The sequence below is a fragment of the Microbulbifer mixtoriginis (SeqCode) genome, from assembly GCF_052467235.1.
Genome location: NZ_CP174305.1, coordinates 2012501 through 2036300 on the forward strand (window position 1 = coordinate 2012501; position 23800 = coordinate 2036300).

At 55.3% G+C, this 23800-nt stretch carries 26 protein-coding genes (1 of these 26 only partly in view); 11 read left to right on the forward strand and 15 right to left on the reverse strand.

Features of this window, described 5'->3' with window-relative positions; genetic code table 11:
- On the reverse strand, window positions 1-435 hold the 5' portion of the coding sequence (locus ACJJIO_RS08795; protein ID WP_444910772.1) for a hypothetical protein. It extends 159 nt beyond the left edge of the window; only the first 435 of its 594 coding nucleotides appear in the window; it begins with the start codon at window positions 433-435; its stop codon lies beyond the left edge, outside the window.
- Window positions 435-935 (reverse strand): RNA polymerase sigma factor, encoded by a 501-nt coding sequence (locus ACJJIO_RS08800; protein WP_444910773.1) that lies wholly within the window; start codon window positions 933-935, stop codon window positions 435-437. The genes ACJJIO_RS08795 and ACJJIO_RS08800 overlap by 1 nt, the downstream gene beginning before the upstream one ends.
- A gap of 190 nt (window positions 936-1125) precedes the next feature.
- Between ACJJIO_RS08800 and ACJJIO_RS08805 the strand changes: the two genes are divergently transcribed.
- Window positions 1126-1548 (forward strand): organic hydroperoxide resistance protein, encoded by a 423-nt coding sequence (locus tag ACJJIO_RS08805; RefSeq protein ID WP_444910774.1) that lies wholly within the window; start codon window positions 1126-1128, stop codon window positions 1546-1548.
- A gap of 49 nt (window positions 1549-1597) precedes the next feature.
- Here the strand turns inward: ACJJIO_RS08805 and hutG are convergent, their stop codons facing one another.
- Both hutG and hutI read right to left on the reverse strand, forming a co-directional pair.
- Window positions 1598-2566, reverse strand: a complete 969-nt coding sequence (gene hutG / locus ACJJIO_RS08810; RefSeq protein ID WP_444910775.1) for a formimidoylglutamase — start codon at window positions 2564-2566, stop codon at window positions 1598-1600.
- The gene (gene hutI / locus ACJJIO_RS08815; RefSeq protein WP_444910776.1) at window positions 2550-3779 is read right to left on the reverse strand and encodes an imidazolonepropionase; all 1230 of its coding nucleotides are present in this window, start codon (window positions 3777-3779) and stop codon (window positions 2550-2552) included. Before hutI ends, hutG begins: the two co-directional genes overlap by 17 nt.
- 187 nt (window positions 3780-3966) lie before the next feature.
- Here hutI and hutC point away from each other — a divergent pair, with 187 nt between their 5' ends.
- The 5 genes from hutC (at window position 3967) to ACJJIO_RS08840 (ending at window position 9484) form a co-directional block, all read left to right on the forward strand.
- Entirely contained in the window at window positions 3967-4677 is a 711-nt protein-coding gene (gene hutC / locus ACJJIO_RS08820) for a histidine utilization transcriptional repressor HutC (RefSeq protein ID WP_444883115.1), read from the forward strand.
- 88 nt (window positions 4678-4765) lie between these two features.
- Complete coding sequence (gene hutU, locus ACJJIO_RS08825; RefSeq protein WP_252083751.1) at window positions 4766-6442, forward strand: urocanate hydratase; 1677 nt, start codon at window positions 4766-4768, stop codon at window positions 6440-6442.
- 147 nt (window positions 6443-6589) lie between these two features.
- Complete coding sequence (hutH, locus tag ACJJIO_RS08830) at window positions 6590-8260, forward strand: histidine ammonia-lyase (RefSeq protein ID WP_444910777.1); 1671 nt, start codon at window positions 6590-6592, stop codon at window positions 8258-8260.
- A gap of 284 nt (window positions 8261-8544) precedes the next feature.
- Entirely contained in the window at window positions 8545-8886 is a 342-nt protein-coding gene (locus ACJJIO_RS08835; RefSeq protein WP_252083753.1) for a hypothetical protein, read from the forward strand.
- Between the two features lie 97 nt (window positions 8887-8983).
- Entirely contained in the window at window positions 8984-9484 is a 501-nt protein-coding gene (locus ACJJIO_RS08840; RefSeq protein WP_444883118.1) for a hypothetical protein, read from the forward strand.
- Window positions 9485-10187: 703 nt separating this feature from the next.
- On the opposite strand, the gene pyk is transcribed toward ACJJIO_RS08840, so the two are convergent.
- Window positions 10188-11624, reverse strand: a complete 1437-nt coding sequence (gene pyk / locus ACJJIO_RS08845; RefSeq protein WP_444910778.1) for a pyruvate kinase — start codon at window positions 11622-11624, stop codon at window positions 10188-10190.
- 181 nt (window positions 11625-11805) lie between these two features.
- Here pyk and ACJJIO_RS08850 point away from each other — a divergent pair, with 181 nt between their 5' ends.
- Both ACJJIO_RS08850 and ACJJIO_RS08855 read left to right on the forward strand, forming a co-directional pair.
- Window positions 11806-12279, forward strand: coding sequence for an META domain-containing protein (locus ACJJIO_RS08850; RefSeq protein ID WP_252083757.1), 474 nt, complete (start codon window positions 11806-11808; stop codon window positions 12277-12279).
- Between the two features lie 64 nt (window positions 12280-12343).
- The gene (locus tag ACJJIO_RS08855; protein WP_444883120.1) at window positions 12344-12841 is read left to right on the forward strand and encodes an META domain-containing protein; all 498 of its coding nucleotides are present in this window, start codon (window positions 12344-12346) and stop codon (window positions 12839-12841) included.
- 168 nt (window positions 12842-13009) lie between these two features.
- Here the strand turns inward: ACJJIO_RS08855 and smrA are convergent, their stop codons facing one another.
- From smrA to ACJJIO_RS08885, 6 genes are all read right to left on the reverse strand, one after another.
- A complete protein-coding gene (gene smrA, locus ACJJIO_RS08860; protein WP_444883121.1) occupies window positions 13010-13597 on the reverse strand; it encodes a DNA endonuclease SmrA in 588 nt (195 codons plus the stop codon).
- Between the two features lie 19 nt (window positions 13598-13616).
- A complete protein-coding gene (locus tag ACJJIO_RS08865) occupies window positions 13617-14480 on the reverse strand; it encodes an SDR family oxidoreductase (RefSeq protein ID WP_444910779.1) in 864 nt (287 codons plus the stop codon).
- Window positions 14473-14925: an acyl-CoA thioesterase gene (locus ACJJIO_RS08870; protein ID WP_444883122.1), complete on the reverse strand. Its 453-nt coding sequence runs from the start codon at window positions 14923-14925 to the stop codon at window positions 14473-14475. The genes ACJJIO_RS08865 and ACJJIO_RS08870 overlap by 8 nt, the downstream gene beginning before the upstream one ends.
- Window positions 14926-15045: 120 nt before the next feature.
- Window positions 15046-15540, reverse strand: a complete 495-nt coding sequence (secB, locus tag ACJJIO_RS08875; RefSeq protein ID WP_444883123.1) for a protein-export chaperone SecB — start codon at window positions 15538-15540, stop codon at window positions 15046-15048.
- Window positions 15541-15698: 158 nt separating this feature from the next.
- Window positions 15699-15959, reverse strand: a complete 261-nt coding sequence (gene grxC, locus ACJJIO_RS08880; RefSeq protein WP_444887513.1) for a glutaredoxin 3 — start codon at window positions 15957-15959, stop codon at window positions 15699-15701.
- 39 nt (window positions 15960-15998) lie between these two features.
- On the reverse strand, window positions 15999-16415 hold the full coding sequence (locus tag ACJJIO_RS08885; RefSeq protein ID WP_444883125.1) for a rhodanese-like domain-containing protein: 417 nt from the start codon (window positions 16413-16415) through the stop codon (window positions 15999-16001).
- A gap of 227 nt (window positions 16416-16642) precedes the next feature.
- Here ACJJIO_RS08885 and gpmI point away from each other — a divergent pair, with 227 nt between their 5' ends.
- The 3 genes from gpmI (at window position 16643) to ACJJIO_RS08900 (ending at window position 20891) form a co-directional block, all read left to right on the forward strand.
- The gene (gene gpmI, locus ACJJIO_RS08890) at window positions 16643-18190 is read left to right on the forward strand and encodes a 2,3-bisphosphoglycerate-independent phosphoglycerate mutase (RefSeq protein WP_444910780.1); all 1548 of its coding nucleotides are present in this window, start codon (window positions 16643-16645) and stop codon (window positions 18188-18190) included.
- A complete protein-coding gene (locus ACJJIO_RS08895; RefSeq protein WP_444883127.1) occupies window positions 18190-19317 on the forward strand; it encodes a murein hydrolase activator EnvC family protein in 1128 nt (375 codons plus the stop codon). Before gpmI ends, ACJJIO_RS08895 begins: the two co-directional genes overlap by 1 nt.
- A 212-nt stretch (window positions 19318-19529) precedes the next feature.
- A complete protein-coding gene (locus ACJJIO_RS08900; RefSeq protein WP_444883128.1) occupies window positions 19530-20891 on the forward strand; it encodes a S41 family peptidase in 1362 nt (453 codons plus the stop codon).
- A gap of 80 nt (window positions 20892-20971) precedes the next feature.
- On the opposite strand, the gene hisF is transcribed toward ACJJIO_RS08900, so the two are convergent.
- Genes hisF through hisB form a run of 4 tightly spaced genes read right to left on the reverse strand, consistent with a single transcriptional unit; the run spans window position 20972 to window position 23754 of the window.
- The gene (gene hisF / locus ACJJIO_RS08905) at window positions 20972-21733 is read right to left on the reverse strand and encodes an imidazole glycerol phosphate synthase subunit HisF (RefSeq protein WP_444883129.1); all 762 of its coding nucleotides are present in this window, start codon (window positions 21731-21733) and stop codon (window positions 20972-20974) included.
- On the reverse strand, window positions 21733-22464 hold the full coding sequence (gene hisA / locus ACJJIO_RS08910) for a 1-(5-phosphoribosyl)-5-[(5-phosphoribosylamino)methylideneamino]imidazole-4-carboxamide isomerase (protein WP_444910781.1): 732 nt from the start codon (window positions 22462-22464) through the stop codon (window positions 21733-21735). Before hisA ends, hisF begins: the two co-directional genes overlap by 1 nt.
- A gap of 52 nt (window positions 22465-22516) precedes the next feature.
- The gene (gene hisH / locus ACJJIO_RS08915) at window positions 22517-23167 is read right to left on the reverse strand and encodes an imidazole glycerol phosphate synthase subunit HisH (protein ID WP_444899532.1); all 651 of its coding nucleotides are present in this window, start codon (window positions 23165-23167) and stop codon (window positions 22517-22519) included.
- Complete coding sequence (gene hisB / locus ACJJIO_RS08920) at window positions 23167-23754, reverse strand: imidazoleglycerol-phosphate dehydratase HisB (RefSeq protein ID WP_444889094.1); 588 nt, start codon at window positions 23752-23754, stop codon at window positions 23167-23169. The genes hisH and hisB overlap by 1 nt, the downstream gene beginning before the upstream one ends.
- Window positions 23755-23800: the final 46 nt, after the last annotated feature.

Below are 23800 nucleotides of genomic sequence, written 5' to 3' on the forward strand. Positions count from 1 at the left end.
TTCAATTGAAATGAAGTGCCAGACTGCAAATATTACAAGTTGAATCAATAAATAAAACCAACAAAAATTTATCTCCCTTCGTTTTCGACGCAATCTTAATAATGCTAAATCAATATAAGCTTTTGCGGTTTCTTCCAATGGTCCCCATAAACCACGTCGATTTACTATTGAAAATCCAATCCCCAACGCAAAGATACTAAATACAAAGAATAACCTGATAGATACATCTGCTAGGTTTCTTTCCAGTACTGTCTTGACTATAAAAAGCGCTAAGACAATCCATGTGATAACCTCGGAAATAATCACAAAACGCATACGCCGCTCCTGACGACGTACCCACTTCAATATGGCAGTAGGCACTTTTGTACTAACCCGCTGCTGCTTCCATAAAGTTTCCAGTTCGGACCACTGATCTTCACTGCTCGCTTTATTCATTACTCACCTCCTGACAAGCAGATATTCAGCCGTTCTTTTGCTCGATTCAAGCGCACGGCAATATTGCTTTCACTGATACCAAGCACTTCTGAAATTTCCGTATAGCTTAACCCCTCTAAACGCAGGGTCAGGGTTTGACGCAGGCCCAGTGGTAGTTTTTTAACCGCATTTAGTAGGCGCTCTGACTTACGCTCTTCCGCCAGGCGCTCATCTGGGCCCGCTTGATTGTCTGGTAAAGTCATCAATTCCTCCTCACCCGCATGTTGAGGTTTTCTTCTTGCTATTTCGGTTACACAACGATTGTGAGCAATGCGATAGACAAAGGTTTTCAAGCTGGCATCCCCTCGAAAGGAGGGTAACGCTCGCCATAAACCCAACCATATCTCCTGGAGCAGATCCTCATGTTCTGCAGTAGTGCGCACATAGCTGCGCGCTATTCGGGAGATACCCTCGGCATACTCGCTTATCGCCTGCTGAAATAATTGATCCCGTAAATCCACCGGTTACTCCATTTTTTTGTAATGATTACTGTACCGGCGACGCCAAGAACCTTACAAAAAATTTCGTCTACTTTCTCAATAAGTGTCCATATCTTCGTTTGATCCGATAACTCGGATTTACTCAGGCTTTACATACCGACACAAGCCAAGACAACTACACTTGGTCTGCAGAATTTCTGAGGACACACTTATGAAGACTCTCTATACGGCAGTCGCCACGGCGACAGGTGGACGTGATGGACAGGCGGCTTCGTCGGATGGCGCCCTAGACGTAAAGCTCAGTATTCCCAAAGAGCTGGGCGGGGATGGCGGAAGTGGTACCAACCCTGAGCAATTATTTGCGGCAGGCTATTCGGCTTGCTTTATCGGCGCAATGAAATTTGTTGCGGACAAGGAAAAGGTCGCTACACCGAACGATACCAGTGTGCGAGCTGAAGTTGGCATAGGACCCAGCGGGAAAGGCTTTGGGCTGGAAGTTGATCTCTATATAGAGCTACCGGGCATGGATCAGGTGGTAGCTGAACGCGTGGCCTTAAAAGCTCACGAGGAAGTTTGCCCCTACTCCAATGCAACCCGCAATAATATTACCGTGAGGCTGCATATTACGGTTTAGAAGCATTAGGCTGCCAACCCCTGGCAGCCTTACAGGCCACTTTACCCTCTTACTCTTGGCGAGTTGAGCGCGCGGCCCCATTGGTTATTTGGAAAACCAACCTTGCTGCAGTGCGCGCACCATGATCTTCAATATCGAAATAGGGATTAAACTCGGCCATATCCGCCAAGCAAACCTTGTTTGAGTCCAGAACGGTATCCAGCAGCTCTTCGAGTAATTCCAGTGGGACTCCACGCCCAGAGGGGGCACTGACCGCAGGCATTACTGCTGCTGGTAATACGTCCAGGCATACTGTGAGGTACACAAAGTCCACCTTATCGGTAAAGTCCCTGATCTGCTGTTTTATTTTATCCAGATTCCAGCTGCTAATTTCTCGATCGCGAATGACTTCTGCACCCAGTTCATCGGCACGATTGTAAAGCGCCGGCGTATTGGCATTATCGGCAGCACCGACACAGAGATAATTGAAAGGGCGGCCATTGATCTGGCACTGTTCCGCAATTTGATAGAAAGGTGTACCCGAGGAACCCTTGGGTGAAGGAATGCGCAAATCCAGATGGGCATCAAAATTGATAATACCCAGGGTCTTCTCTCGGTGAAGCTCGCGCATCCATCGCGCTATGCCCTGATAACTACCAAACGCGATTTCATGTCCACCCCCCAAAACCAGGGGAAAGTGTCCGTTAGCCAGCAACTCATTGATACGCGCACCGAGTAGTGCCTGTGCGGACTCCAAATCCTCACGATCGACTCGCACATTGCCGGCATCATAAAGAGGTAAATCAAAGGTGGCGGGCAGATTGGCAGTCGCCAAGCGTAGGATTCGCGGCCCTTTCGCAGCGCCAATACGCCCTTTATTGCGGCGCACACCTTCATCCGAGGCGAAACCGAGGATGGCAATTCCAGGGGGGTTATCCAGCTGCAGCGGCGAAACACGTTGGTGCCAACGCTCCCCGGCGCGACCGTCCTCACTGTCTGTGCGGCCACTCCACAAGCGCATATCAGCCAGCTGTAACATCTTTACCTCCCAGGAAAATCTGTGCGGGTTTCAGCGCGCCAAATTCATAGGCCAGCTGATCTGGGGTATCCATCGGCCATAACACCATATCTGCGCGCAATCCGGGCCGCAGTACTCCGCGGGAACAGCAGAGCCCCAAGGCGCGCGCGGCTGCGCGAGTCACCCCGGCCAACGCCTCCGCTGGGGTAAGACCAAATAGGTTGCAGCCCATATTCATCATTAACCGCAGAGAACCGATAGGGCAGCTACCGGGATTCAGATCGGTGGACAGGGCCATACAAACCCCCGCCTCGCGTAGTTTCTCTACCGGTGGCATCTGGGTCTCGCGCAATGTATAAAAAGCTCCAGGGAGCAAAACTGCCACGGTGCCGCTTTCAGCCATGGCCAGCACATCCGCATCGCTAATATATTCAATATGATCTACGGAGAGGGCGCTGGCTTTGGTTGCCATCTCAGTGGCGCCAGTGCGTGCCAGCTGCTCGGCATGCACTTTAATGGGCATGTCCAACTGCTTGGCGGCATCAATTACCCGCTGGCACTGCTCTACCGTAAAGCCGATGGTTTCGCAGAACATATCCACCGCATCGGCCAGTTGCTCGCGCGCAACTGCCGGCAATATCTGCTCGCAAATCAAATCGATATATTCATCAGCACGACCATCGTATTCCGGCGGCAGGGCGTGAGCGGCCAAACAGGTGGTAACGATTTCCACCGAATTGTGCTGCGCTAAACGGCGAGCGGTGCGCAGTTGCTTCAACTCCGTATCCAGATCCAGGCCATAGCCGGATTTGATCTCGACAGTGGTGGCCCCCTCGGACATCAAGGCGCGAAGGCGGGGCTCCGACAAACGGTATAATTCCTCAGCACTGGCGGCACGAGTGGCCCTCACAGTGGAAATAATGCCACCACCAGAACGGGCTACTTCTTCATAGCTCTCCCCGCCCAGGCGGCGCGCAAATTCTCCGGCGCGGTGACCGCCGTAAACCAGATGGGTATGGCAATCGATTAGGCCCGGTGTCAACCACTGCCCCTCACCGTCGATCACCTTATCTGGAGCACAGTCCGGTAACTCGCGACGCGGCCCCAGCCAAACAATCTTGCCGCCGGTTACCGCCACTGCGGCATCCTCTACAGCACCGTAGCCCCCGGCAATCGAAGGGTCCATGGTAGCGGCGTTCATATTCGTAATCAGTAGGTCACAGCGTTCTGTCATAAGCTTCTAGCGGCGCGCTTTTCCTTCTTTAACCATAGATGCCCAGTGCAATACCGAGCGGGATTTGGGCAGTCAGCATACAGACCATCGCCCCGGCTTGACAGTCATCTTTAGGACAACCATAGTAGCTTCTATTATTTCTTGTATATACAACCATATACAAGCCATAAAGGCACTAAACCCGAGTATGAATACTGCAAGCGAACCCCGCTACGCGGCGATCAAGCGCCATATCCGGCAAAACATCGAAAACGGCAGCTGGCCTGTGCATTTCCAAGTGCCCTCAGAAAATCAGCTGGCGCAGGAATTCGGTGTCAGCCGTATGACCGCCAGACGCGCTTTAAGTGAATTGACCGATGAGCGGGTGCTGATGCGCTCCCAGGGGCTCGGTACATTTGTGGCCGAACCAGTACCGGCTGGCTCCCTGTTAGAAGTGCGCAATATTGCTGATGAAATTTCCGCACGCGGCCACAGCTACAGCAATCGAATTTTGCTGGCACAACATTGTATGGCTAATGCCGAAGTAGCCCGTGCCCTGGAAGTGCCGGAACAAGCCAAGGTTTTTCACACCATTATTGTGCACTGTGATAACGGCGTTCCCATTCAGTGGGAAGAGCGCTTTACCAATCCGGCCCTGGCTCCCGAATACTTACAACAGGATTTCGCCCACACCACGCCAAACGCCTATCTTTCCAGGGTCGCACCATTGACCGAGGCGGATACCACGGTTGAGGCAATCGCAGCAGAAGCTTCTATTGCCTACGCACTGGAGATCGCCACCGGCGATGCCTGCCTACAGGTGTGGCGGCGTACCAAGAGTAGCGCCGGCACTGTGAGCTTTGCCCGCCTGGTGCACCCGGGTAAACGCTACCGCCTGGGGGCACAGCTGAGATTCTAATTTCTGCATGTATCTCATACGTCCCGGCAACACTGGATTGCCAATCATAGGGCGCAAGAATTTTTAACAAATAATTTGAGAGGAATGTATGTCTGCTGATAAACGCCACGACCCCAGCCGCAAAATCCGCGCGCCTCGCGGCAGTGAGCTCAATGCCAAAAGCTGGCTCACCGAAGCTCCCCTGCGCATGTTGATGAACAACCTGGACGCCGAAGTAGCTGAACGCCCGGAAGACCTGGTGGTTTACGGTGGTATCGGCCGCGCCGCGCGGGATTGGGAGTGCTACGACAAGATTGTCGAGGTGCTGAAGCGCCTGGAAGACGACGAAACCCTGCTGGTGCAGTCCGGCAAGCCCGTCGGAGTCTTTAAAACCCACGCCGATGCACCACGGGTATTAATTGCCAACTCCAACCTGGTACCCCACTGGGCCAACTGGGAACACTTCAACGAGCTGGATAAAAAAGGCCTGGCCATGTACGGCCAGATGACTGCCGGCTCTTGGATTTATATCGGCTCCCAGGGCATCGTCCAGGGTACCTATGAAACCTTTGCCGCAGTCGCACGCAAACATTTTAATGGCGAAGCGAAAGGCAAATGGATTCTTACCGGCGGCCTCGGCGGCATGGGTGGCGCTCAGCCACTGGCGGCGACGATGGCCGGTTTCAGCATGATCGCCGTAGAGTGTGACGAAACTCGAATCGATTTCCGCCTGCGTACTGGCTATGTCGACAAAAAAGCCACCAGCCTCGACGAAGCCCTGCAAATGATTGAAGCCGCGATGGAAAAAGGTGAAGCCATTTCCGTTGGCTTGCTGGGCAACGCAGCAGATATTTTCCCGGAAATTGTAAAACGTAATATTCTGCCGGATTCGGTTACCGACCAGACTTCCGCACACGATCCTTTAAATGGCTACCTGCCCCAGGGCTGGACCATGGAATACGCTGCGGAGATGCGCAAGAAAGATGAAGCCGCAGTAGTAAAGGCAGCCAAACAGTCTATGGCGGTTCAGGTTGAAGCCATGCTGGAGCTGCAAAAGCGCGGAGCCGCGACCCTCGACTACGGCAACAATATTCGCCAGATGGCTCTCGAGGAAGGTGTAGAAAATGCCTTCGATTTTCCCGGCTTTGTACCCGCTTATATTCGCCCTCTGTTCTGCGAAGGTGTAGGTCCTTTCCGCTGGGCAGCCCTGTCCGGCAACCCGGAAGATATCTACAAGACCGATGCCAAGGTTAAAGAACTGATTCCCGACAATCCACAGCTGCACAACTGGCTCGATATGGCCCGCGAGCGGATTCACTTCCAGGGACTGCCCGCACGTATCTGCTGGGTGGGCCTGAAAGATCGCGCGCGCCTGGCACTGGCATTTAACGAGATGGTAGCCAACGGTGAATTGGAAGCACCGGTAGTGATCGGCCGCGACCACCTCGACAGCGGCTCTGTAGCGAGCCCCAACCGCGAAACTGAAGCCATGATGGATGGCTCCGACGCTGTCTCCGACTGGCCGCTGATGAATGCCCTGCTGAACACTGCCTCCGGCGCTACCTGGGTATCCCTGCATCACGGTGGTGGCGTAGGCATGGGCTTCTCCCAGCACTCTGGGGTGGTCATTGTCTGTGACGGTACCGAAGCTGCGCGCAAACGTATCGAACGGGTTCTCTGGAATGATCCCGCCACCGGCGTAATGCGCCACGCCGATGCCGGTTACGAGATTGCAAAAAAATGTGCAAAAGAGCAGGGCCTGGACCTGCCCATGCTGAACGACTGATTTTTTACCGCAATAAAAATACCGCCGGCGGAAATCTTTTACAGCCCGAATAACTTTGATCGGGCTGCGCCGCCGGCGCCCAACAGGGTGTTGAAAAAGCCAACAAGCGACTTTTTCAAGCCACCTTTGCGGCACATTTCCACAAAGATGGGCACTCAAATCAAGCATTTGCAGTGCTTGATTTTACGGCAGGCGCTTTCGCACCGCCCGCGCTGGCTGTTTTTCAACAGCCTGCTAAGCAGTAAATATTTTTTGGTGAATGAATTTATGTATCAATTGGAAATCGATCCCGGTCAATTGAGCCTTGCGCAACTGCGCCGCGTAGCCCGCGAGTCGGTGCAGCTGTCCCTGGCGAAAAGCGCCTATCCCGCTATTGAAGCCTCTGCCCACACCGTTGCCCAGGTTATTACCGAAGGGCGAACGGTATACGGAATTAATACCGGTTTTGGTTTATTGGCCAACACCCGTATTGAAAAGCACGACCTGGAAAACCTGCAACGCGCTATCGTACTGAGCCATGCCGCCGGTACCGGCAACTTTATGAGTGAAGCCACCGTGCGTCTGCTGATGGTGTTGAAAATCAACTCGCTCGCGCGCGGCTTCTCCGGCGTGCGCCCGCAGGTTATCGAAGCTTTAATGCAACTGGTCAATGCCGGTGTCTACCCCGCTATCCCTGAGAAAGGCTCTGTCGGCGCTTCTGGCGATTTGGCGCCGCTGGCTCATATGAGCGTGGTACTTCTCGGTGAAGGGGAAGTATTTATCAAGGGCGAGCGCAAGAGTGCTCACGAAGGCCTCAAAGCTGCGGGGCTAGAGCCCATTACCCTTGCTCCCAAAGAGGGCCTCGCCCTGCTAAATGGCACCCAGGCTTCTACCGCCTTTGCCCTGCTCGGCCTGTTCGCCAGTGAAGACCTGTTCGCTGGCGCCCTGGTAACCGGTGCCATTACCCTGGAAGCCGCCAAGGGCTCACGCCGCCCCTTCGATGATCGTATTCACAACGCCCGCGGCCAACAGGCTCAGCGCGACGTAGCGGCAATTTATCGGGACCTGCTCGGTGAAACCAGCCAGATCGGTGATTCCCACCAGTTCTGTGAAAAAGTGCAGGACCCCTACTCCCTGCGCTGTCAGCCTCAGGTCATGGGTGCCTGCCTGCAGCAGATGCGCTTCGCTGCCGAAGTATTGTTGGCCGAGGCAAATGGTGTTTCCGATAACCCGCTGGTATTTACCGATGAGGAAAATCCGGATAACTCCGACATTATTTCCGGTGGTAACTTCCACGCAGAGCCTGTTGCTATGGTCGCCGACAACCTGGCGCTGGCATTGGCAGAAATCGGCTCTCTATCCGAGCGTCGCATGGCGCTGCTGATCGACAGTAACCTATCGGGCCTGCCTCCCTTCCTGGTGGAAAATGGCGGGGTGAACTCCGGCTTTATGATCGCCCAGGTCACCTCAGCGGCACTTGCCAGTGAGAACAAATCCATGGCGCACCCTGCCTGCGTGGACTCACTGCCCACCTCCGCCAACCAGGAAGACCATGTATCCATGGCCACCTTTGCCGGCCGTCGCCTAAGGGATATGGCCGACAATACCTGTGGCATCCTGGCGGTAGAGCTACTCGCGGCCTGCCAGGGATTGGATTTCCGCGCGCCGTTAAAATCCACGGAAAAACTGGAGGCCGCCAAGGCAAAACTTCGCGCCCGAGTACCTTTCTATGACAAGGACCGCTACTTTGCCCCGGATATTGAAGAGGCAAAGCAGTTGCTGAGCAGCGGCGCCTACCTGGAATCCATTGATCCAGCCCTGCTCCCAAGCAGTCATTAATTTCCTTTAATTTCTATAAATTAATTTTTATAGAAGATTTCGTTACTAAATACCGGGGCCTAAATCCCGGTATTTTTTTCTCTGTCTTTGGTCCGCCAGCAACAGCGACTCTAAAGTAGCTGTTTGTCCACGGTCGCGATTTAAAACAAAAAAATCAGTAAAGAGACAAGCTTTTCTTTATCAAGTACTGCTAGAACAATTTTTTTTCTTTGTGAGGAAATTTGCGCCAAAAGTGCTAGGCTGACAATTAGACGTTTTACCCGCCAAAAGGTGTGGAGGTCTAGATGAAACCGCTGTCGCTTCGGCTGCTCCGCCACTCGGGCTACGCGCTGGCTATTGCCACAGGGTTTGCCCTGTCAGCCTGTAACGGGACAGGTTATCCCTGCGGGGGAGGCTATGACTGCTCAGCCAGTTATTACGGATATAGCCCTTATTACAGCAAGTCATATTACAACCTACGGGGCCGCTATGCCCACTGCCACCCCGATGGAACCTGCCACAACATGCAGCATTGCAACTTTTACTGGGATGGGAATTTTTATCGCCTGAGGCCGCCCGCGGTGGTGAACACAAGTTACCAGGTAATTGATCTGCCGGATCCGCCCTACCAGGCCAGGCCCTACTGAGAAAGAAATTCTGTGTGCGCCCATTTGGCACACATAAAGGGGCTTGGCCCCTGCCGGGCCTCTCCGGGGGGAACTTTCGCTTACCGGAGATTGCACTATGAATAGAGCTGTTAAGACGGCTTTTATTGCCGTCACGGTATGCACGGCCCTAACTTTAGGTGCCTGTGCAACCGATAGTTACTATAGCGGTGGCTACTACGGCGGTTACTACAGAGGAGGGGGAGTGGCCTACACATCTTCCTTTGTTTACCCTTACGCAACCCCGAACTACTATCCCTCCAGTAATATCTATGTCTCTTACCGCACACCGGTTTACCAGTATTACCGGGCAACCCCGCGCTATGGCTATTATTATCGCGGTGCCTATTCCTATTACCGCGCACCAGGTTATCGCGGCAACCCCCGCTACCGGGCCAGGTACTTTTATCGCGGGCTTCCCTACTACAACCGCTTTAACTCCCCCGGTGCTGCACAAATCCGCTATCGTGCCCAGCACCGTTACTATCGCGGCGGCCACCGAGGATATCGCAGCCACCGCAGTTATAGAGTGCGTGGACACCATCGCGTCCGCGGTGGATATCACCATAGAAGACGCTAGCGTTTAGCTGCTATTAATCCAGCCTTGAAATAGCTGAAATCCAGATATTTCATTTTGCCCGCAAAATGCCGGTACAGATCAATAACATTACTGGTATTTTGCGGACTCACCAATCCACAAAACAACATCAATACAAATTTTAAATTGGTCCGCTAATAACTTTGAATTAATCATTTAGAAATATTCGATTACTTATTTGCACGCAAAAAAAAGAGTGATCAGAAAAATCTCTCTTCGATAACTCACATCCACTCCACAATAGTGACCGGCGAGTTTACTCACTGGGTACCAACGCCTGTTTTATCTTTAGCCATTCAACAGCTCTGTCGCTACTTTTTGCAAATTGGCGTTCTTTTCCTCACTTTGACAGCTATTACCACTACCCTGAGTTAAGAAAACGAATCCTGTAAACCTTGCGAGGTAAGTGCAGTGCAGAAACTCCTGCCGAAACTGCTTGCTGTGACACTGGTAATAAGCATTACCGGCTGTTCCACAACTAAATCACAGGGCACCCCAAAATCTTTATCACTCAACGGAAAAAAATTTCACTGCGTTGAACAGGAACTGGAAACAAAAACTCTAGTGCGCTGCGCACGTTCCGGCTAAAAACGAATTTATTAAATGCCAGAAAAATACAGATAAAAAAGTAGGGATTTCGATTTAAAAATAAAAATTGAATTTTCGCCCAGAGCGGAAAAAATGCTTACCCAACTCTTACGACCCGTAGGGTATCAGTCTGGCCGCCGGCATCTTGTCGATAGCCACGGGAAACCAAGACAAAATCCCCCGATTTTAAAAGACTGCGCTGCTTCAAATGGTCGATTGCCTTGTGGTCACGGGAGGGGCCATCCATCCCCGCCACCGCCATTAAAACCGGATCGACGCCGCGATAAAGGGCAACCCGGTTACAAACTCTACGGTGCCGACAAAAGGCGTAAATCGGAATGGCTGCGCGAACCCTGGACATCAAAAGAGCTGTGTTGCCCGTTTCTGTCTGGCAGATAATAGCCTTGATATCTCGACAGTGATTGGCAATGGTAATGGCAGCCATGGCGATACAGGCATCCCCGGCAGGGTAATTGCCACGCAAACTATCCGAAGGGCGCTGTGTTGCACGGTGTTTTTCCGCCCCAATAATTACCTCGTCCATATGCCGAACAGTCTCCACCGGGTAGTCCCCGCTGGCGGTTTCCGCCGACAACATTACCGCATCGGTGCCATCCAATACCGCATTGGCGACATCACACACCTCCGCCCTCGTAGGCACAGGGCTGGAGATCATTGACTCCATCATCTGTGTTGCCGTAATTACCGTGCGATTCAGATAGCGGGCAAAACGAATTAAATGTTTTTGCACCCCCATCAATTCCGCATCGCCAATCTCTACTGCCAGATCGCCGCGTGCCACCATGATGACATCGCTCGCCAGAATCAGCTCCTGCAAGTGTTCATCAGAAGAGATCGCCTCGGCCCGTTCAATCTTGGCGACAATCTGGCTACTACCCCCCGCCTGCTGTAGAAGCTCCCGCGCCCTATGAATATCCCGCGCATCGCGAGGAAAGGACACCGCCAAGTAGTCCAGCTGCAGATCGGCGACAACTTGAATATCGCACAAATCCTTGTCCGTTAATGCAGGCGCGGTGAGGCCACCGCCCCGCTTGTTAATTCCTTTTCGATTGGAGAGCCTGCCCCCATCCAGTACCTCAGTGATAACCGCACTGCCATCAATTTTCTTGATCTGCAGACTGAGTCGCCCGTCGTCCAGCAGCAGGGTATCTCCTGGGCGGCAGTCCTCGGCCAGCTCGGCGTAATCCACCGAAACCCCGGCGCTGCTGCCCTGCTCCCTTGGCCAAGTGGGGTCCAGAGTAAACTCGGCACCAGTGCTGAGATGCACACCGCCATCGGTGAACTTGCCCACACGAATTTTCGGCCCCTGAAGATCACCCAATATGGCGATATGACACCCTTGGCGAGCGGCCTCTGCCCGAACCTGCTCAGCGCGGCGGCGGTGCTCGTCGATTTCACCATGGGAAAAATTCAGGCGCACGATGTTCACCCCGGCGGCGACCAGTTGCCCCAGGGTGTCCCCCTTATCGGTTGAGGGACCCAGTGTTGCGACTATTTTTGTCCGCCGGATCATGCCGCACCTAGCCTCGTTTTACTGCCCGGATAGCACTCGCTTTCACAGGTGAAGCATAGCTTGTCACACCTGTCGTCTCTCAACAGAGGCCAGCGACTAAGCTTTGCATAGAGCGGGTTATAGGCTAAAGCGACAGGCCCGTTTGAGATTGTAGGTGCAAGGGTCAGGGAGTAACTCGCCGATGAGCAGGTTGGTGCAACTGTGGCTGCTAGGGGCCCTACTGGTCATTGGTGGATGCCTGTCGAATAGTGCGGAAGAAGCCCGAGTTGTGCAGAGTGCGGGAACTGCAAGTTCAGTCTGCAATAAGAAGTGGCAGCTGGTACGCCTGCGTATTAACGGCGCTGCGGTACCGATCCAGAAGCCTGCAGATTTTACTTTCGTGTGTAATCTCGATGGCAATGTGATGGGGCGCAGCGGTATTAATACCTACCGTGGCGAGCTGCAGATAACTGAAAACGGCCTGATGTTGTGGGACAGTTCCAGCTTCGCCTCGACCAAGATGAGCGGCCCGGAGATCCTACTGCAGCAGGAAAATGCCTACCTGCGCGCCCTGGCCGGTACTCGCCAGGCATTTACCAAGTCCCGCGGCAAGCGTTTGATCCTTCGCGACGCCTCTGGCGATATTTATATTGAATATGTCAGGGCAGGATCTTGAACACCACCACAGACCACTGATAGCTTTTACGATTAAATGTCGCAAAAACAATGAGAACGACATCATGCCGCGATCTCACTTACGCTTGCAGCTTGTGGTCCCAGCCGTATTGAGCCTGCTTTTTTCCGGGTGTATGTCTTTCAGGGAGCCCACTCCCCAGCCCCCCAAACAGCCAGCGTGGTCTGCCTGTGAGCACGACTGGATACTCTCAAACCTCCGAGATGGCGAGAACACCTACGAGTACACACTGCTGTGGAAAAAGTTCTGGCGCGAGCGCCCATTCTTTACCTGTGATCGCTTCGGCTACGTACGGGGTAACGGTGGCATCAATCCCTATCTGGGGCGTTTTTCTCTCGAGAGCAGCGGCGAACTTTCCTGGCCCAGGTCGCCGATTATCTCCAGAGTGGGGAACCGCCGCCCCAGTGATGAACTAGAGGCCGACTACCTGAAAGCCCTGCGCAAAACCCGTTTTCTCGAAGTGGTGGGTGACAAGCTGATCTTGAGCAGCAATGACAAATCCACACGGCTAGAATTTAACCGGGTCGATGACATTATGCGTTGAATTCCCGATACCAATGCCTGTAGCGCAGTCATAAAAAAGGCGACCCAAAGGGTCGCCAATATTACAATCAAGAAGAATCAAAAAGATGAGTCAGATGCGCAATCGCATTGGATAGCCTCGGCCCGCATCATAGTTCTCACAGATGACAGAAAAATGACATAACGGACCTCAAAAGCGCCGCTGATGCCTTTCCAGATTCTCCTGACGCTTGCGCTCGCTTTTGCGCAGCAAAAGGTAAGTAGCGCCCATACCACCGTGTTGTTTTTGCGCGCTGTGGAATGCCAGCACCTCATCCAGTTGCGGCAGCCAGTGATAGATGCAGCTTTTCAAAAGTGCGGGCTGCTTGCGGCCCTCTCCCTTGCCGTGGGTAATAAGCGCACAGCGTACATCCGCCTCGACACAATCACGCACAAACTCCACAACGGCGCTGCGCGCCATTTCCACCGAGTGACGATGCAGGTCGAGACGTGCATCCACCGTGTACTTGCCCAGGCGCAGATTGCGATACACACCGTTCTGCACCCCATCGCGCTTGAATTCGATAGGGTCCCAGGGCGCCACAAGCTCAATATACTCACCGGAAAGGGGGTTCATTTCGCGCTCGGTCAAACGCGTCGCAGCAGCACGGCGCTCGCGCAAGATACGCTCGGATGGCTCGCTCTCCTTGCGCAGGGTGACGCGGCGCTCCTGCACCAGCGGTTTCACATCTCCCAGCTCACCGAGAGCGTCTTTGAATAACTTGCTGTCGCCGCTCATGAAGTACCCCCCGCCAGCGTCAGTCCAAAAATAAATCCTTAGTCAGGTCCCCCGCATTATCGGGGTTGTGGGCATAGTCGGTAAAATCTTTTACCCCGCGTTCCACCAGAAGTTCCTCATCGATCAGCTGACACCCGCTCAAGGCGGCTTCCTTGGTGATCAGTACTTCGTAGGTAGCATCGGCCATAATCGCCGGCCTGCGGCTCTGTTCAAACATCTCGCGGCTACCCACGGCAAACTCAATGGCGGCGGTAGCCACCAGAGTGCGCGGCCACAGAGTATTAACGGCAACCCCCGCCTCGCGCAACTCCTCCGCTAATCCCAGGCTGAGGATAGTCATGCCAAACTTGGACAGTGCGTAGGGCGCAAAAGGCCCCAGCCACTTGGGCTGTAGGTTGAGCGGTGGACACAGGCTGAGGATATGGGCGCTATCCGATTTCTTCAGGTAGGGAATCGCCAGGTGCGCCGTCAGATACACTGCGCGGCTGTTGATGTCTTGCATCAGATCGTAACGCTTGGGCGGGGTGGACTCGACATTACTCAGGTTGATCGCGCCGGCGTTATTGATCACTGCATCGATACCACCAAACTTGTCGGCTGCCTGCGCCATCGCTTCCTGCACCCGCTGCTCATCGCGCACATCCACCTGCAGGGCCAAGGCCTTACCGCCAGCGCTCTCCACCTCCTGCGCTACTGAGAAGATGGTGCCGGGTAGCTTTGGGTGGGGCTCTGCAGACTTGGCAGCGATCACAATATTAGCGCCATCCGCCGCGCACTTGAGCGCTATGGCACGGCCAATACCGCGGCTAGCGCCAGTGATAAAGATGGTCTTGTCCTTAAGCGCCCCTGTATTTTCTGTCAGGGTTACAAACTCTTCACTCATTTTTTTCAGCCTCCGGGGCAGTCACTGCCGGACTGTAAATTTCCTTGAAGATCGCCGGCATGCGCTTCGGTCTACCACTGGAAAGTTCGATGCATACCAACCGCCACTGGGCCCGCAATACCAATGCTCCATCGGCGGCGCGAAAGACTTGAAAGTGGCGGGTCATATTCAAGCGCCCATCCACCTCGGTGAGCCAGGTGCCGAATACCAGTTCATCCGCCTCTTTCGCCGCCAGTATATAGTCATACTGCCCATGACGAATGGCCATTCCCCGGTCGAGGTCCTGGTAATTTATGACATCCAGACCCAATGCGGCACTGTGGGCCCAGGCGGTAGCCTCGCACCAACGCACATACTCGGCATTATTGGCATGGTGTAATCCATCCACATGCTCAGCACTTACCCTGACTCTGTGGATAAAGGGATTGGGTAAATCCCATTGCATAGGCAGCCCCCGCTGGATCTCACAAATAACTGGTATTTATTTCTACTAATCCTGCTAAGTGGACAAATAGCAGATATAAAAAAAGGCCCCTGATGGGACCTTTTTTGCAAGCTGACCGGATTATGCGTCCGCGTTAGCCTGTGCGCCTTCCGCTTGTTGCTGCGCCTGATTCAGGGCTTGGGCAAACAGGGCGTCGAAGTTGACCGGCGGCAGCATCAGAGCCGGGAAAGAACCCTTAACAACCGCGTTGTCGATCACTTCGCGAGCGTATGGGAACAGGATCTGTGGGCAGGCAGTATTTAGGGCCTGAGCCAGCTGCTGACCTTCCAGTCCCTTGATACCGAACAGACCAGCCTGCTTCACTTCCACCAGGAAAGCCGTGTCTTCTTCCAGCTTCACGGTGATAGTGAGCGTCAGTGCCACTTCGTACAGGTCTTCTTCAACCTTGGCGGTCTTGGTGTTCAGCTCCTGATTTACCTGGGGCTTCCACTGTTTCTTGAAAACCTCAACGCCCATGGGAGTCTCGAAGGAGAGATCCTTCAGGTAGATGCGCTGCATCGCGAATTGTACTTGTGGAGCCTCTGCGTTTGCCGCGCCGTTTAATTCTTCAGCCATGTTACTGCCTGTTTTTATAAAAAGTTTATTGATGCCTTCCGTGAGAAAGACTCCCTGTATGAGCCTTCAGATTGGGGCCTGCAAATACCGTTTCAAGGCCCGGACCGGATTAATAGCAAATATAAAGAGTCGCGTGAGGCACGCGGCGTCAACCTTTATCAGCCAGCTGACTTAAGCAAGCCGTTAAGCTTACCGCTGCGCTCAAGGGCCATCAGATCATCGCAACCGCCCACATGGAAGTCGCCGACCCAAATCTGCGGCACCGACCGGCGCCCAGCCTTGGCCGCCATCTGTGCGCGCAGCTCAGGTTTATTGTCCACCGCAATCTCGCGATAATTCACGCCCTTGCTGTCGAGCAGCTGCTTGGCGCGAATACAGTAGGGACAAAAACGGGTGGTGTAGATGACTACATCCTGCATAATAAAACTCCGCCTAAAGCCATCTATAAAACTACTGAGCTAACCCTTGCCTTTGACCAGGGGCAGATTCTGATTACTCCACTCGCTCATACCGCCCTGTAGGCGGCGTACCTGGAAGCCCTTCTGCTTAAGCAGGCGGCCCGCAGGACCTGCGTGCTGACCCATTTTATCGGCGACAATCACCACCTTATCTTTAAAGGGTTCCAGCTCGGCGAATCGCTCGGCCACTTCCCCGTGGGGGATATGCAGTGCATCGACAATATGCCCGGCGGTAAACTCGCTGCGATCGCGCACATCCAGCACCTTGGCCCCATCACTGTTGATCAGCCGGGTCACTTCGTGCAGGGAAACCGGTACGCCCGCCTTGTAACGCTCGCTCAAAACCAGCGCATAGAGCAGTGCCACGAGCAGGCCGACCAGCAGCCATTGCTCACTTAAAAAAACGAAAAAATCCACTCCGCCCCCAAAATCCATCGTGGTTATCGTTACGGCGCAGCTGCGCCAAAGCTGGCGGGAGTATACACGATTGTGGCGAATTTCTAACCAGCAAAATCATACTCCAACGGCATGGATATAGACTCAAATGGACTCACCCAACACTATTCGACGTAGTTAAACGATGGCCGAACGGGTTAAAATCCGCGTCCGCAATCCAAACCACCCGATAGAGGAAATCCGTCGCTATGGCCGCTTCGCAAGCCCCGCACAAACGCCCCTTGATCCTGCTGATTCTGGACGGCTTCGGCCACAGCGACAATGCCGAGTACAACGCCATTCGCGCCGCGAAGTCCCCAGTGTGGGACAACATCTGGGCGACGCGCCCCAAGACCCTGATCCAGACCTCCGGTATGGCGGTGGGTCTGCCCGAAGGGCAGATGGGTAACTCCGAGGTGGGACACATGACCCTGGGAGCCGGCCGTGTGGTTTACCAAAATTTCACCCGTATCAATAAGGCCATTCAGGACGGCGATTTCTTCCGCAATACCGCCTACACCGCTGCGGTAGATAAGGCCATCGCCAACAACGGCGCGGTACATATTATGGGACTGCTGTCCGAGGGCGGCGTACACAGCCACGAGGACCATATCGTCGCGATGGTGACCCTGGCGGCCCAGCGCGGAGCCCGCGCCATTTACGTACACGCCTTCCTCGATGGCCGCGACACGCCGCCGCGCAGCGCCGAGCCCTCCATCGCGCGCCTGATGCAGGTGTGCGACACCGTCGGCAATGCCCATATGGCCACTTTGGCAGGCCGCTACTTTGCTATGGATCGCGACCAGCGCTGGGAGCGCACCGAATCTGTCTACGACATGCTCACCCTGGGTATCGCAGGACACAAAGCCACTGACGCCCTGGCGGGATTAGCTGCCGCCTATGAGCGCGGTGAAAATGATGAATTCGTTGCGCCGACAGTGATCGGCGAGCCCGCTCCCATCAAAGATGGCGATGCTCTGATCTTTATGAACTTCCGCCCAGATCGAGCACGCCAACTGACCCGCGCCTTTACCGAAGCAGACTTCAGCGGCTTCGAGCGCAAGGCCCAGCCCAAGCTGGCAGACTTTGTCATGACCACTGAATACGCCGCAGACATCCACGCAAGCTGCGCTTTCCCACCGGAAAACCTGGTGAATTCCCTCGGTGAATATCTGTCTGCCCAGGGCAAGACCCAGCTGCGCATTGCCGAAACCGAAAAATACGCCCACGTGACTTTCTTTTTCAGCGGCGGCCGCGAGGAGCCGTACAACGGCGAAACCCGCGAGCTGATCAAGTCTCCGGACGTAGCCACCTACGACCTGCAGCCGGAAATGAACGCGCCGGAAGTAACCGACAAGCTGGTCGCGGCGATTAAGAGCGGCGAGTACGACGCCATTATCTGCAACTATGCCAACGGCGATATGGTCGGCCACACCGGTGTTTTTGAAGCGGCAGTAAAAGCGGTAGAAGCCCTGGACCAATGTGTTGAGCGTGTCGTGGATGCAGCCCTGAGCGCCGGTGGCGAAGTGCTGATCACCGCCGACCACGGCAATGTGGAAGAGATGTTCGACACTAACTCCGGTCAGGTCAGTACCCAGCACTCCACCCTGCCGGTGCCTTTTGTATACATCGGCGAACGCAATGTGCAAATGTGTGACGGAGGCAGTCTGGCGGATGTGGCGCCAACCATGTTAGCGTTGATGGATCTGCCACAGCCGGCGGAAATGACCGGCCACAGTTTGGTAAAAATGGACTGATGAAAACTCTCGTACTCTTCCTGATTGCCCTGCTGTCACTGCCCGCCTGGAGCCAGGCGGAAGCGGACCAGCAGGCACGCCTCGCGGAAATCAAGCAGCGCATCGACTCCCTGCAACAGGAGCTCAACCAGGTGCGCGGCCAGCGCGACCAGTTGCTCAAGGATCTGGAAGAGAACGAGAAAGATATCTCCGGGCTGTACCAGCGCATAGACCAGATCAAGCGGGATATGCGCAGCCGCACGGACAAGCTGCGCGAACTGCAGCGAGAGCAGAAGCAGCTGCAAGAAGCGCGACGAAGTATGCAGCGGCGGGTCGAGCAGGAGATCGCCGCCGCTTACCGACTGGGCCGACAAGAACAGATCAAGCTCCTTCTCAACCAACAAAATCCACAGAATATCGCCCGCCAACTTCGCTACCACGATTACTTCCTCCAAGAACGCAGCCGCGTTATCGACAACTACCTGCAAACCCTCGCCTCGCTGGAAACGGTTTCCGCCTCGATCGAGCGCGAGCGCAATAGCCTGCAGGCGGAACGGGCACAGCTACAGGAGCGCCAGGACAAATTGCGCAGCGCGCAACAAACACGCAAGCGCACCCTGGAAAAACTCGCGGCGCGGCTCGCCAATGGCGGTGGTGAACTCAAGCAACTGCAAGGGGACCGAAAACGCCTGCAGACCCTGATCGATGAAGTCGGGCGCGCAATCGCCACCCTGGTAAATCCGGACCAGCACAAACCCTTCGCAAAGCAACGGGGAAAATTACAGTGGCCGGTCAAGGGCCGCCGCGCCAATGCTTATGGACAGCGCCGCGCCAATGGAATCAGCTGGAAGGGGGTGATTATTCGCGCCGCCGAGGGGGAGCCCGTGCAGGCAATCCACCGCGGGCGCGTCGTCTTTTCCGATTACCTGCGCGGCCACGGCATGCTGGTGATTGTCGATCATGGCGATGGCTATATGAGCCTCTATGCACACAACCAATCCCTCAGCCGCAATGTCGGTGAGTGGGTGGAGAGCGGTGACACTATCGCTCGGGTAGGCAACAGTGGCGGCCTCACCCACAGTGGGCTTTATTTTGAAATACGCCATCGCGGCCAGGCCCGCGATCCTACCGGCTGGTGCCGTGGCTGACACTTTGCCGCTCTCTTCTGCGACGATACGCCCATTTTTTCCCCTGACGCCGGACTTGTGCACCAGCGCAAAAGGGAGTTGTAAGGCAGTTGGGCTTTTCACGACTAAGCCTGTGGCACAGTAGAATTTGGCGGCGCATTAGAATCCCTGCCAATCTCTGCGGTCTACACTTTCGCAAAGCAGCGAAGAAATAAGGCAGAGGTCACAACAATATGTTCATCTCCAAGGCGCTCACCACATTTCTCGGAGCCGCCGCCCTCACAGCCCTGCCGTTAATGGGTCTCAGCGAAGGTGGCCAACAACCCAATCTCGCCACCGAGAACAGCGGGCGCCTCCCCCTCGAAGACCTGCGCAGCTTCGCCAAGGTGTTCGAACAGATCCGTCAGGGCTATGTGGAAGAAGTGGATGATCGCACCCTATTGGAGTACGCCATCAAAGGTATGCTGCAAGGACTCGATCCCCACTCCTCCTACCTGGACCGCCGCTCTTTCGACGATCTACAGGCCAACACCACCGGAGAATTTGCCGGCCTGGGGATTGAGGTGGGTATCGAAGATGACCATATCACTGTGATCACCCCCATGGATGACACTCCCGCCTCGCGCGCGGGTCTCAGAGCCGGTGATGTGATACTGCGCCTCTCCGGCAAATCCATGAAGGGGGTCGGCCTCGATGAGGCGGTGGAATGGATGCGCGGCCCCAAAGGCAGTAGCGTCACCCTGACTATCGCCCGCAAGGGCCGCAAACAGCCCTTCGACGTCACCCTCAAGCGGGACACCGTGCGTGTGCGCAGTGTGCGCAGCAAGGTGCTCGATGAAGGCTACGGCTATCTGCGCATCAGCCAGTTTCAGTTGGATACCGGCGCCGATGTGGCGGAAGAGCTGATCAAACTTCAAAAGAAAGGGGCGCTCAAAGGCCTGATTATCGATCTGCGCAACAACCCCGGCGGCGTGCTGCAGTCTTCGGTGGAAGTGGCCGACGCCTTCCTTGAGGAAGGGCTGGTGGTCTACACCGAAGGCCGCAATGAGGCTGCCAACCTGAGTTACTCCGCCGAACCCGGCGACCTCACCGAAGGCGCCCCGCTGGTAGTGCTGATCAATGCCGGCTCCGCCTCGGCGGCGGAAATTGTCGCCGGAGCCCTGCAGGACCATCGCCGCGCCGTGGTGATGGGCACCGACAGCTTCGGCAAGGGCTCGGTACAGACCGTGATACCTATCAATAGCGAACGCGCCATCAAACTCACCACCGCGCTCTACTACACCCCTAATGGCCGCTCCATCCAGGCCCAGGGCATCACGCCAGATATTGTTGTGGAAAGGGCCAAGATCACCCGTTTGAAAGATATGCAGCGCCCCACCGAGGCGGACCTGGCTGGCCATTTGAACAATGGCAACGGCGGGGCTGATCGCACCTCGGAAGACCGCGCGCGGGAACGGGAAGAGGGAGAGCGCGACAACTGGATGGATCGCGACAACCAGATCTTCGAAGCACTCAATGTACTTAAAGGGCTGAATCTCTACGCTCACAGGGACCGGGGTCTGCGCGAACGCTTTGCCCGCGCAGATAAACAGTAGTAACTGGCGCGCGGCGGGCTCAAGCCCGCCGCCAGCGCATCCGCCCCAGCAGTGACATCCAGCCTTCGTCAGCCCGCAGGCTAAACTCGCATCTCTATTCCCGCTTCCTGCATAAACGCCTTGGCTTCGGCGATGCTGTATTCTCCAAAGTGGAAGATACTGGCCGCCAGCACCGCATCGGCGCCGCCCTGCAGAACACCTTCGGCCAGGTGCTGGAGATTGCCGACGCCACCGGAGGCAATGACCGGCACTGGCACCGCCTCGCTGACCGCGCGGGTCAGGGCCAAATCAAAACCGTTCTTGGTGCCATCTCGGTCCATACTGGTGAGCAGTATTTCCCCAGCACCCAACTCCGCCATCTGCCGAGCCCAGGCCACAGCGTCTATGCCGGTGGGCTGGCGCCCGCCATGGGTGAATATTTCCCAGCGGTTCTCCCCCACCTGTTTGGCGTCAATCGCCACTACGATGCACTGGCTGCCAAAACGCTCTGCGGCCTCACGCACAAACTCGGGATTTTTCACCGCTGCGGAGTTGATCGCGGTCTTGTCTGCGCCGGCATTTAACAGGTTGCGGATATCCTGCAGGGTACGTACACCGCCACCCACGGTAAGTGGAATAAACACCTCGTGGGCCATTTTTTCCACGGTGTGCAGTAGGGTGTCGCGCTGCTCGTGAGTAGCGGTGATATCGAGAAAGGTAACTTCATCCGCACCCGCCTCGTTGTAGCGGCGGGCAATCTCCACCGGGTCGCCGGCATCGCGGATATCGACAAAATTAACGCCCTTTACCACGCGCCCGGCATCGACATCGAGGCAGGGAATAATACGTTTCGCCAGTGCCATTACTTGCTCCGTTGATCGCAGAGCTGCTGCGCCGCGCGCAGATCCAGCTTGTCCTCATAAATCGCCCTACCGGTAATCGCGCCGTAGATCTCACCGGTTTCCAACAGCTGCTCGATATCCTCAATGCTACTGACACCACCGGAGGCGATTATCGGCACCTGTACCGCACGAGCCATTTCCAGAGTGGCCTCGATATTGACGCCCTGCATCATGCCGTCGCGAGCGATATCGGTGTACACAATGGAGCTGACACCACAATCCGCGAAGCGCTTGGCCAGCTCGGTGGCCTTTAGCTCCGACACCTCGGCCCAGCCCTCAGTAGCCACCAGGCCATCTTTGGCGTCGAGCCCGACAATTACGTGGCCTTCGAATTCGCGGCAGGCCTCCTCGACCAGTTTCGGCTGTTTCACCGCGGCGGTGCCGATAATGGCCCATTTCACTCCGGCATCCAGATAGCGCTCGATAGTATGCAAGTCGCGGATGCCACCGCCGATCTGTACCGGCAATGTGGGAAATTGCTTGGCAATGGCAGTTACAGCTTCACCGTTGACTGGATTGCCGGCAAAGGCACCATTCAAGTCGACCAAGTGCAAGCGCTTGGCCCCTTGGTCCACCCAGTGCTGGGCGGTAGCCAGGGGATCATCGGAAAATACGGTGGCGTTGTCCATCTCGCCCTGGCGCAGGCGCACACACTGGCCGTCTTTTAAGTCGATAGCGGGAATTACAATCATGCTCTGTCTTTCGTCGGCGGTAGTTATTGATGTCAGGAAAGGTCTGCTGGGCTTAGGCCCGGCCATTCCAGCTGACAAAGTTCTTTAGTAATTGCAGGCCAGTCTCGGCGCTCTTTTCCGGGTGGAACTGGGTGGCGAAGATATTCTCACGCGCCACCGCAGCCGCCAGGGGGACACCATAATCGGTGCGCCCAGCCAGATCCCGATTATCATCAGCCGGCACATAGTAACTGTGCACAAAGTAGAAGCGGCTGCCATCGGCGATACCGGCCCACAGTGGATGCTCGCGGGTTTGTTGCACCCGGTTCCACCCCATATGTGGAACCTTTAAACGTTCACCCGCGGCAACTCTCGGCAGGTCCTTGCCAAAAAACTTCACCGGTTGCGGGAAGATATCCAGGCAATCGATACCGTTATTCTCCTCGCTGTGGCGCATCATGATTTGCATACCCACGCAGATACCCAATACCGGTGTACCCGCGGCGATAGCGTCTTTGAGCAACGGCGCAAAGCCCGCGTCAACAAATCCCGCCATACAGTCACGAATGGCGCCCACCCCCGGTACCAACAAACGCTCCGCCCCCTGGGCCTGCTGCGGGGTTTGCGCCAGTACCACTTCTGCTTCCGGCGCCACCTTATCCAGAGCACTGGCAACCGAGTGCAGGTTGCCCATACCGTAATCGAGGACCGCGATCTTGCCCATCACAACACCCCCTTGGTAGAGGGCATGGTGCCAGCCATGCGCGGGTCCAGGGTGAGCGCCATGCGCAGGGCGCGGCCGAAGGCCTTGAATACTGTCTCTACCTGATGGTGGGCGTTGTGGCCGCGCAGGCAATCGATATGTACTGTTACCAATGCGTGGTTGACGAAGCCCTGGAAGAATTCATAGAACAACTCGGTATCAAAATTACCGATGCGTTTCTGAGTGAAAGGCACATCCATCACCAGACCGGGGCGGCCGGAAAAATCGATCACCACGCGGGAGAGAGCTTCATCCAGGGGGACATAACTGTGGCCGTAACGGGTCATCCCCTTCTTGTCCCCCAGCGCCTGAGTAATGGCCTTGCCGAGGGTAATACCGATATCTTCCACCGTATGGTGGTCGTCGATATGGGTATCCCCATCACAATGAATATCCATGTCGATCATGCCGTGACGGGCAATTTGATCGAGCATATGCTCGAGAAAAGGAACGCCGGTAGCAAACTGGCCGTGCCCCTGGCCGTCCAGATTGACGCTGACTTGAATCTTGGTTTCCAGTGTGTCGCGGGTGACGCTAGCCTTGCGCATCGAAAGCGTTCCTTTTATGAGCAATAAGACAGAGGGCGCAGATTAT

Excerpts from the sequence above, each read along its gene's own strand:
- hisB (WP_444889094.1), bottom strand. The coding sequence starts at position 23,754 with ATGCGCAAGGCTAGCGTCACCCGCGACACACTGGAAACCAAGATTCAA.
- ACJJIO_RS08840 (WP_444883118.1), top strand. The coding sequence starts at position 8,984 with ATGAATAGAGCTGTTAAGACGGCTTTTATTGCCGTCACGGTATGCACG.
- pyk (WP_444910778.1), bottom strand. The coding sequence starts at position 11,624 with ATGATCCGGCGGACAAAAATAGTCGCAACACTGGGTCCCTCAACCGAT.
- ACJJIO_RS08835 (WP_252083753.1), top strand. The coding sequence starts at position 8,545 with ATGAAACCGCTGTCGCTTCGGCTGCTCCGCCACTCGGGCTACGCGCTG.
- hisA (WP_444910781.1), bottom strand. The coding sequence starts at position 22,464 with ATGATTGTAATTCCCGCTATCGACTTAAAAGACGGCCAGTGTGTGCGC.
- ACJJIO_RS08900 (WP_444883128.1), top strand. The coding sequence starts at position 19,530 with ATGTTCATCTCCAAGGCGCTCACCACATTTCTCGGAGCCGCCGCCCTC.
- secB (WP_444883123.1), bottom strand. The coding sequence starts at position 15,540 with ATGGCTGAAGAATTAAACGGCGCGGCAAACGCAGAGGCTCCACAAGTA.
- hutC (WP_444883115.1), top strand. The coding sequence starts at position 3,967 with ATGAATACTGCAAGCGAACCCCGCTACGCGGCGATCAAGCGCCATATC.
- ACJJIO_RS08895 (WP_444883127.1), top strand. The coding sequence starts at position 18,190 with ATGAAAACTCTCGTACTCTTCCTGATTGCCCTGCTGTCACTGCCCGCC.
- smrA (WP_444883121.1), bottom strand. The coding sequence starts at position 13,597 with ATGAGCGGCGACAGCAAGTTATTCAAAGACGCTCTCGGTGAGCTGGGA.
- hisF (WP_444883129.1), bottom strand. The coding sequence starts at position 21,733 with ATGGCACTGGCGAAACGTATTATTCCCTGCCTCGATGTCGATGCCGGG.
- hutU (WP_252083751.1), top strand. The coding sequence starts at position 4,766 with ATGTCTGCTGATAAACGCCACGACCCCAGCCGCAAAATCCGCGCGCCT.
- ACJJIO_RS08870 (WP_444883122.1), bottom strand. The coding sequence starts at position 14,925 with ATGCAATGGGATTTACCCAATCCCTTTATCCACAGAGTCAGGGTAAGT.
- hisH (WP_444899532.1), bottom strand. The coding sequence starts at position 23,167 with ATGGGCAAGATCGCGGTCCTCGATTACGGTATGGGCAACCTGCACTCG.
- ACJJIO_RS08865 (WP_444910779.1), bottom strand. The coding sequence starts at position 14,480 with ATGAGTGAAGAGTTTGTAACCCTGACAGAAAATACAGGGGCGCTTAAG.
- hutH (WP_444910777.1), top strand. The coding sequence starts at position 6,590 with ATGGGCACTCAAATCAAGCATTTGCAGTGCTTGATTTTACGGCAGGCG.
- gpmI (WP_444910780.1), top strand. The coding sequence starts at position 16,643 with ATGGCCGCTTCGCAAGCCCCGCACAAACGCCCCTTGATCCTGCTGATT.
- ACJJIO_RS08855 (WP_444883120.1), top strand. The coding sequence starts at position 12,344 with ATGCCGCGATCTCACTTACGCTTGCAGCTTGTGGTCCCAGCCGTATTG.
- ACJJIO_RS08850 (WP_252083757.1), top strand. The coding sequence starts at position 11,806 with ATGAGCAGGTTGGTGCAACTGTGGCTGCTAGGGGCCCTACTGGTCATT.
- grxC (WP_444887513.1), bottom strand. The coding sequence starts at position 15,959 with ATGCAGGATGTAGTCATCTACACCACCCGTTTTTGTCCCTACTGTATT.
- ACJJIO_RS08805 (WP_444910774.1), top strand. The coding sequence starts at position 1,126 with ATGAAGACTCTCTATACGGCAGTCGCCACGGCGACAGGTGGACGTGAT.
- hutI (WP_444910776.1), bottom strand. The coding sequence starts at position 3,779 with ATGACAGAACGCTGTGACCTACTGATTACGAATATGAACGCCGCTACC.
- hutG (WP_444910775.1), bottom strand. The coding sequence starts at position 2,566 with ATGTTACAGCTGGCTGATATGCGCTTGTGGAGTGGCCGCACAGACAGT.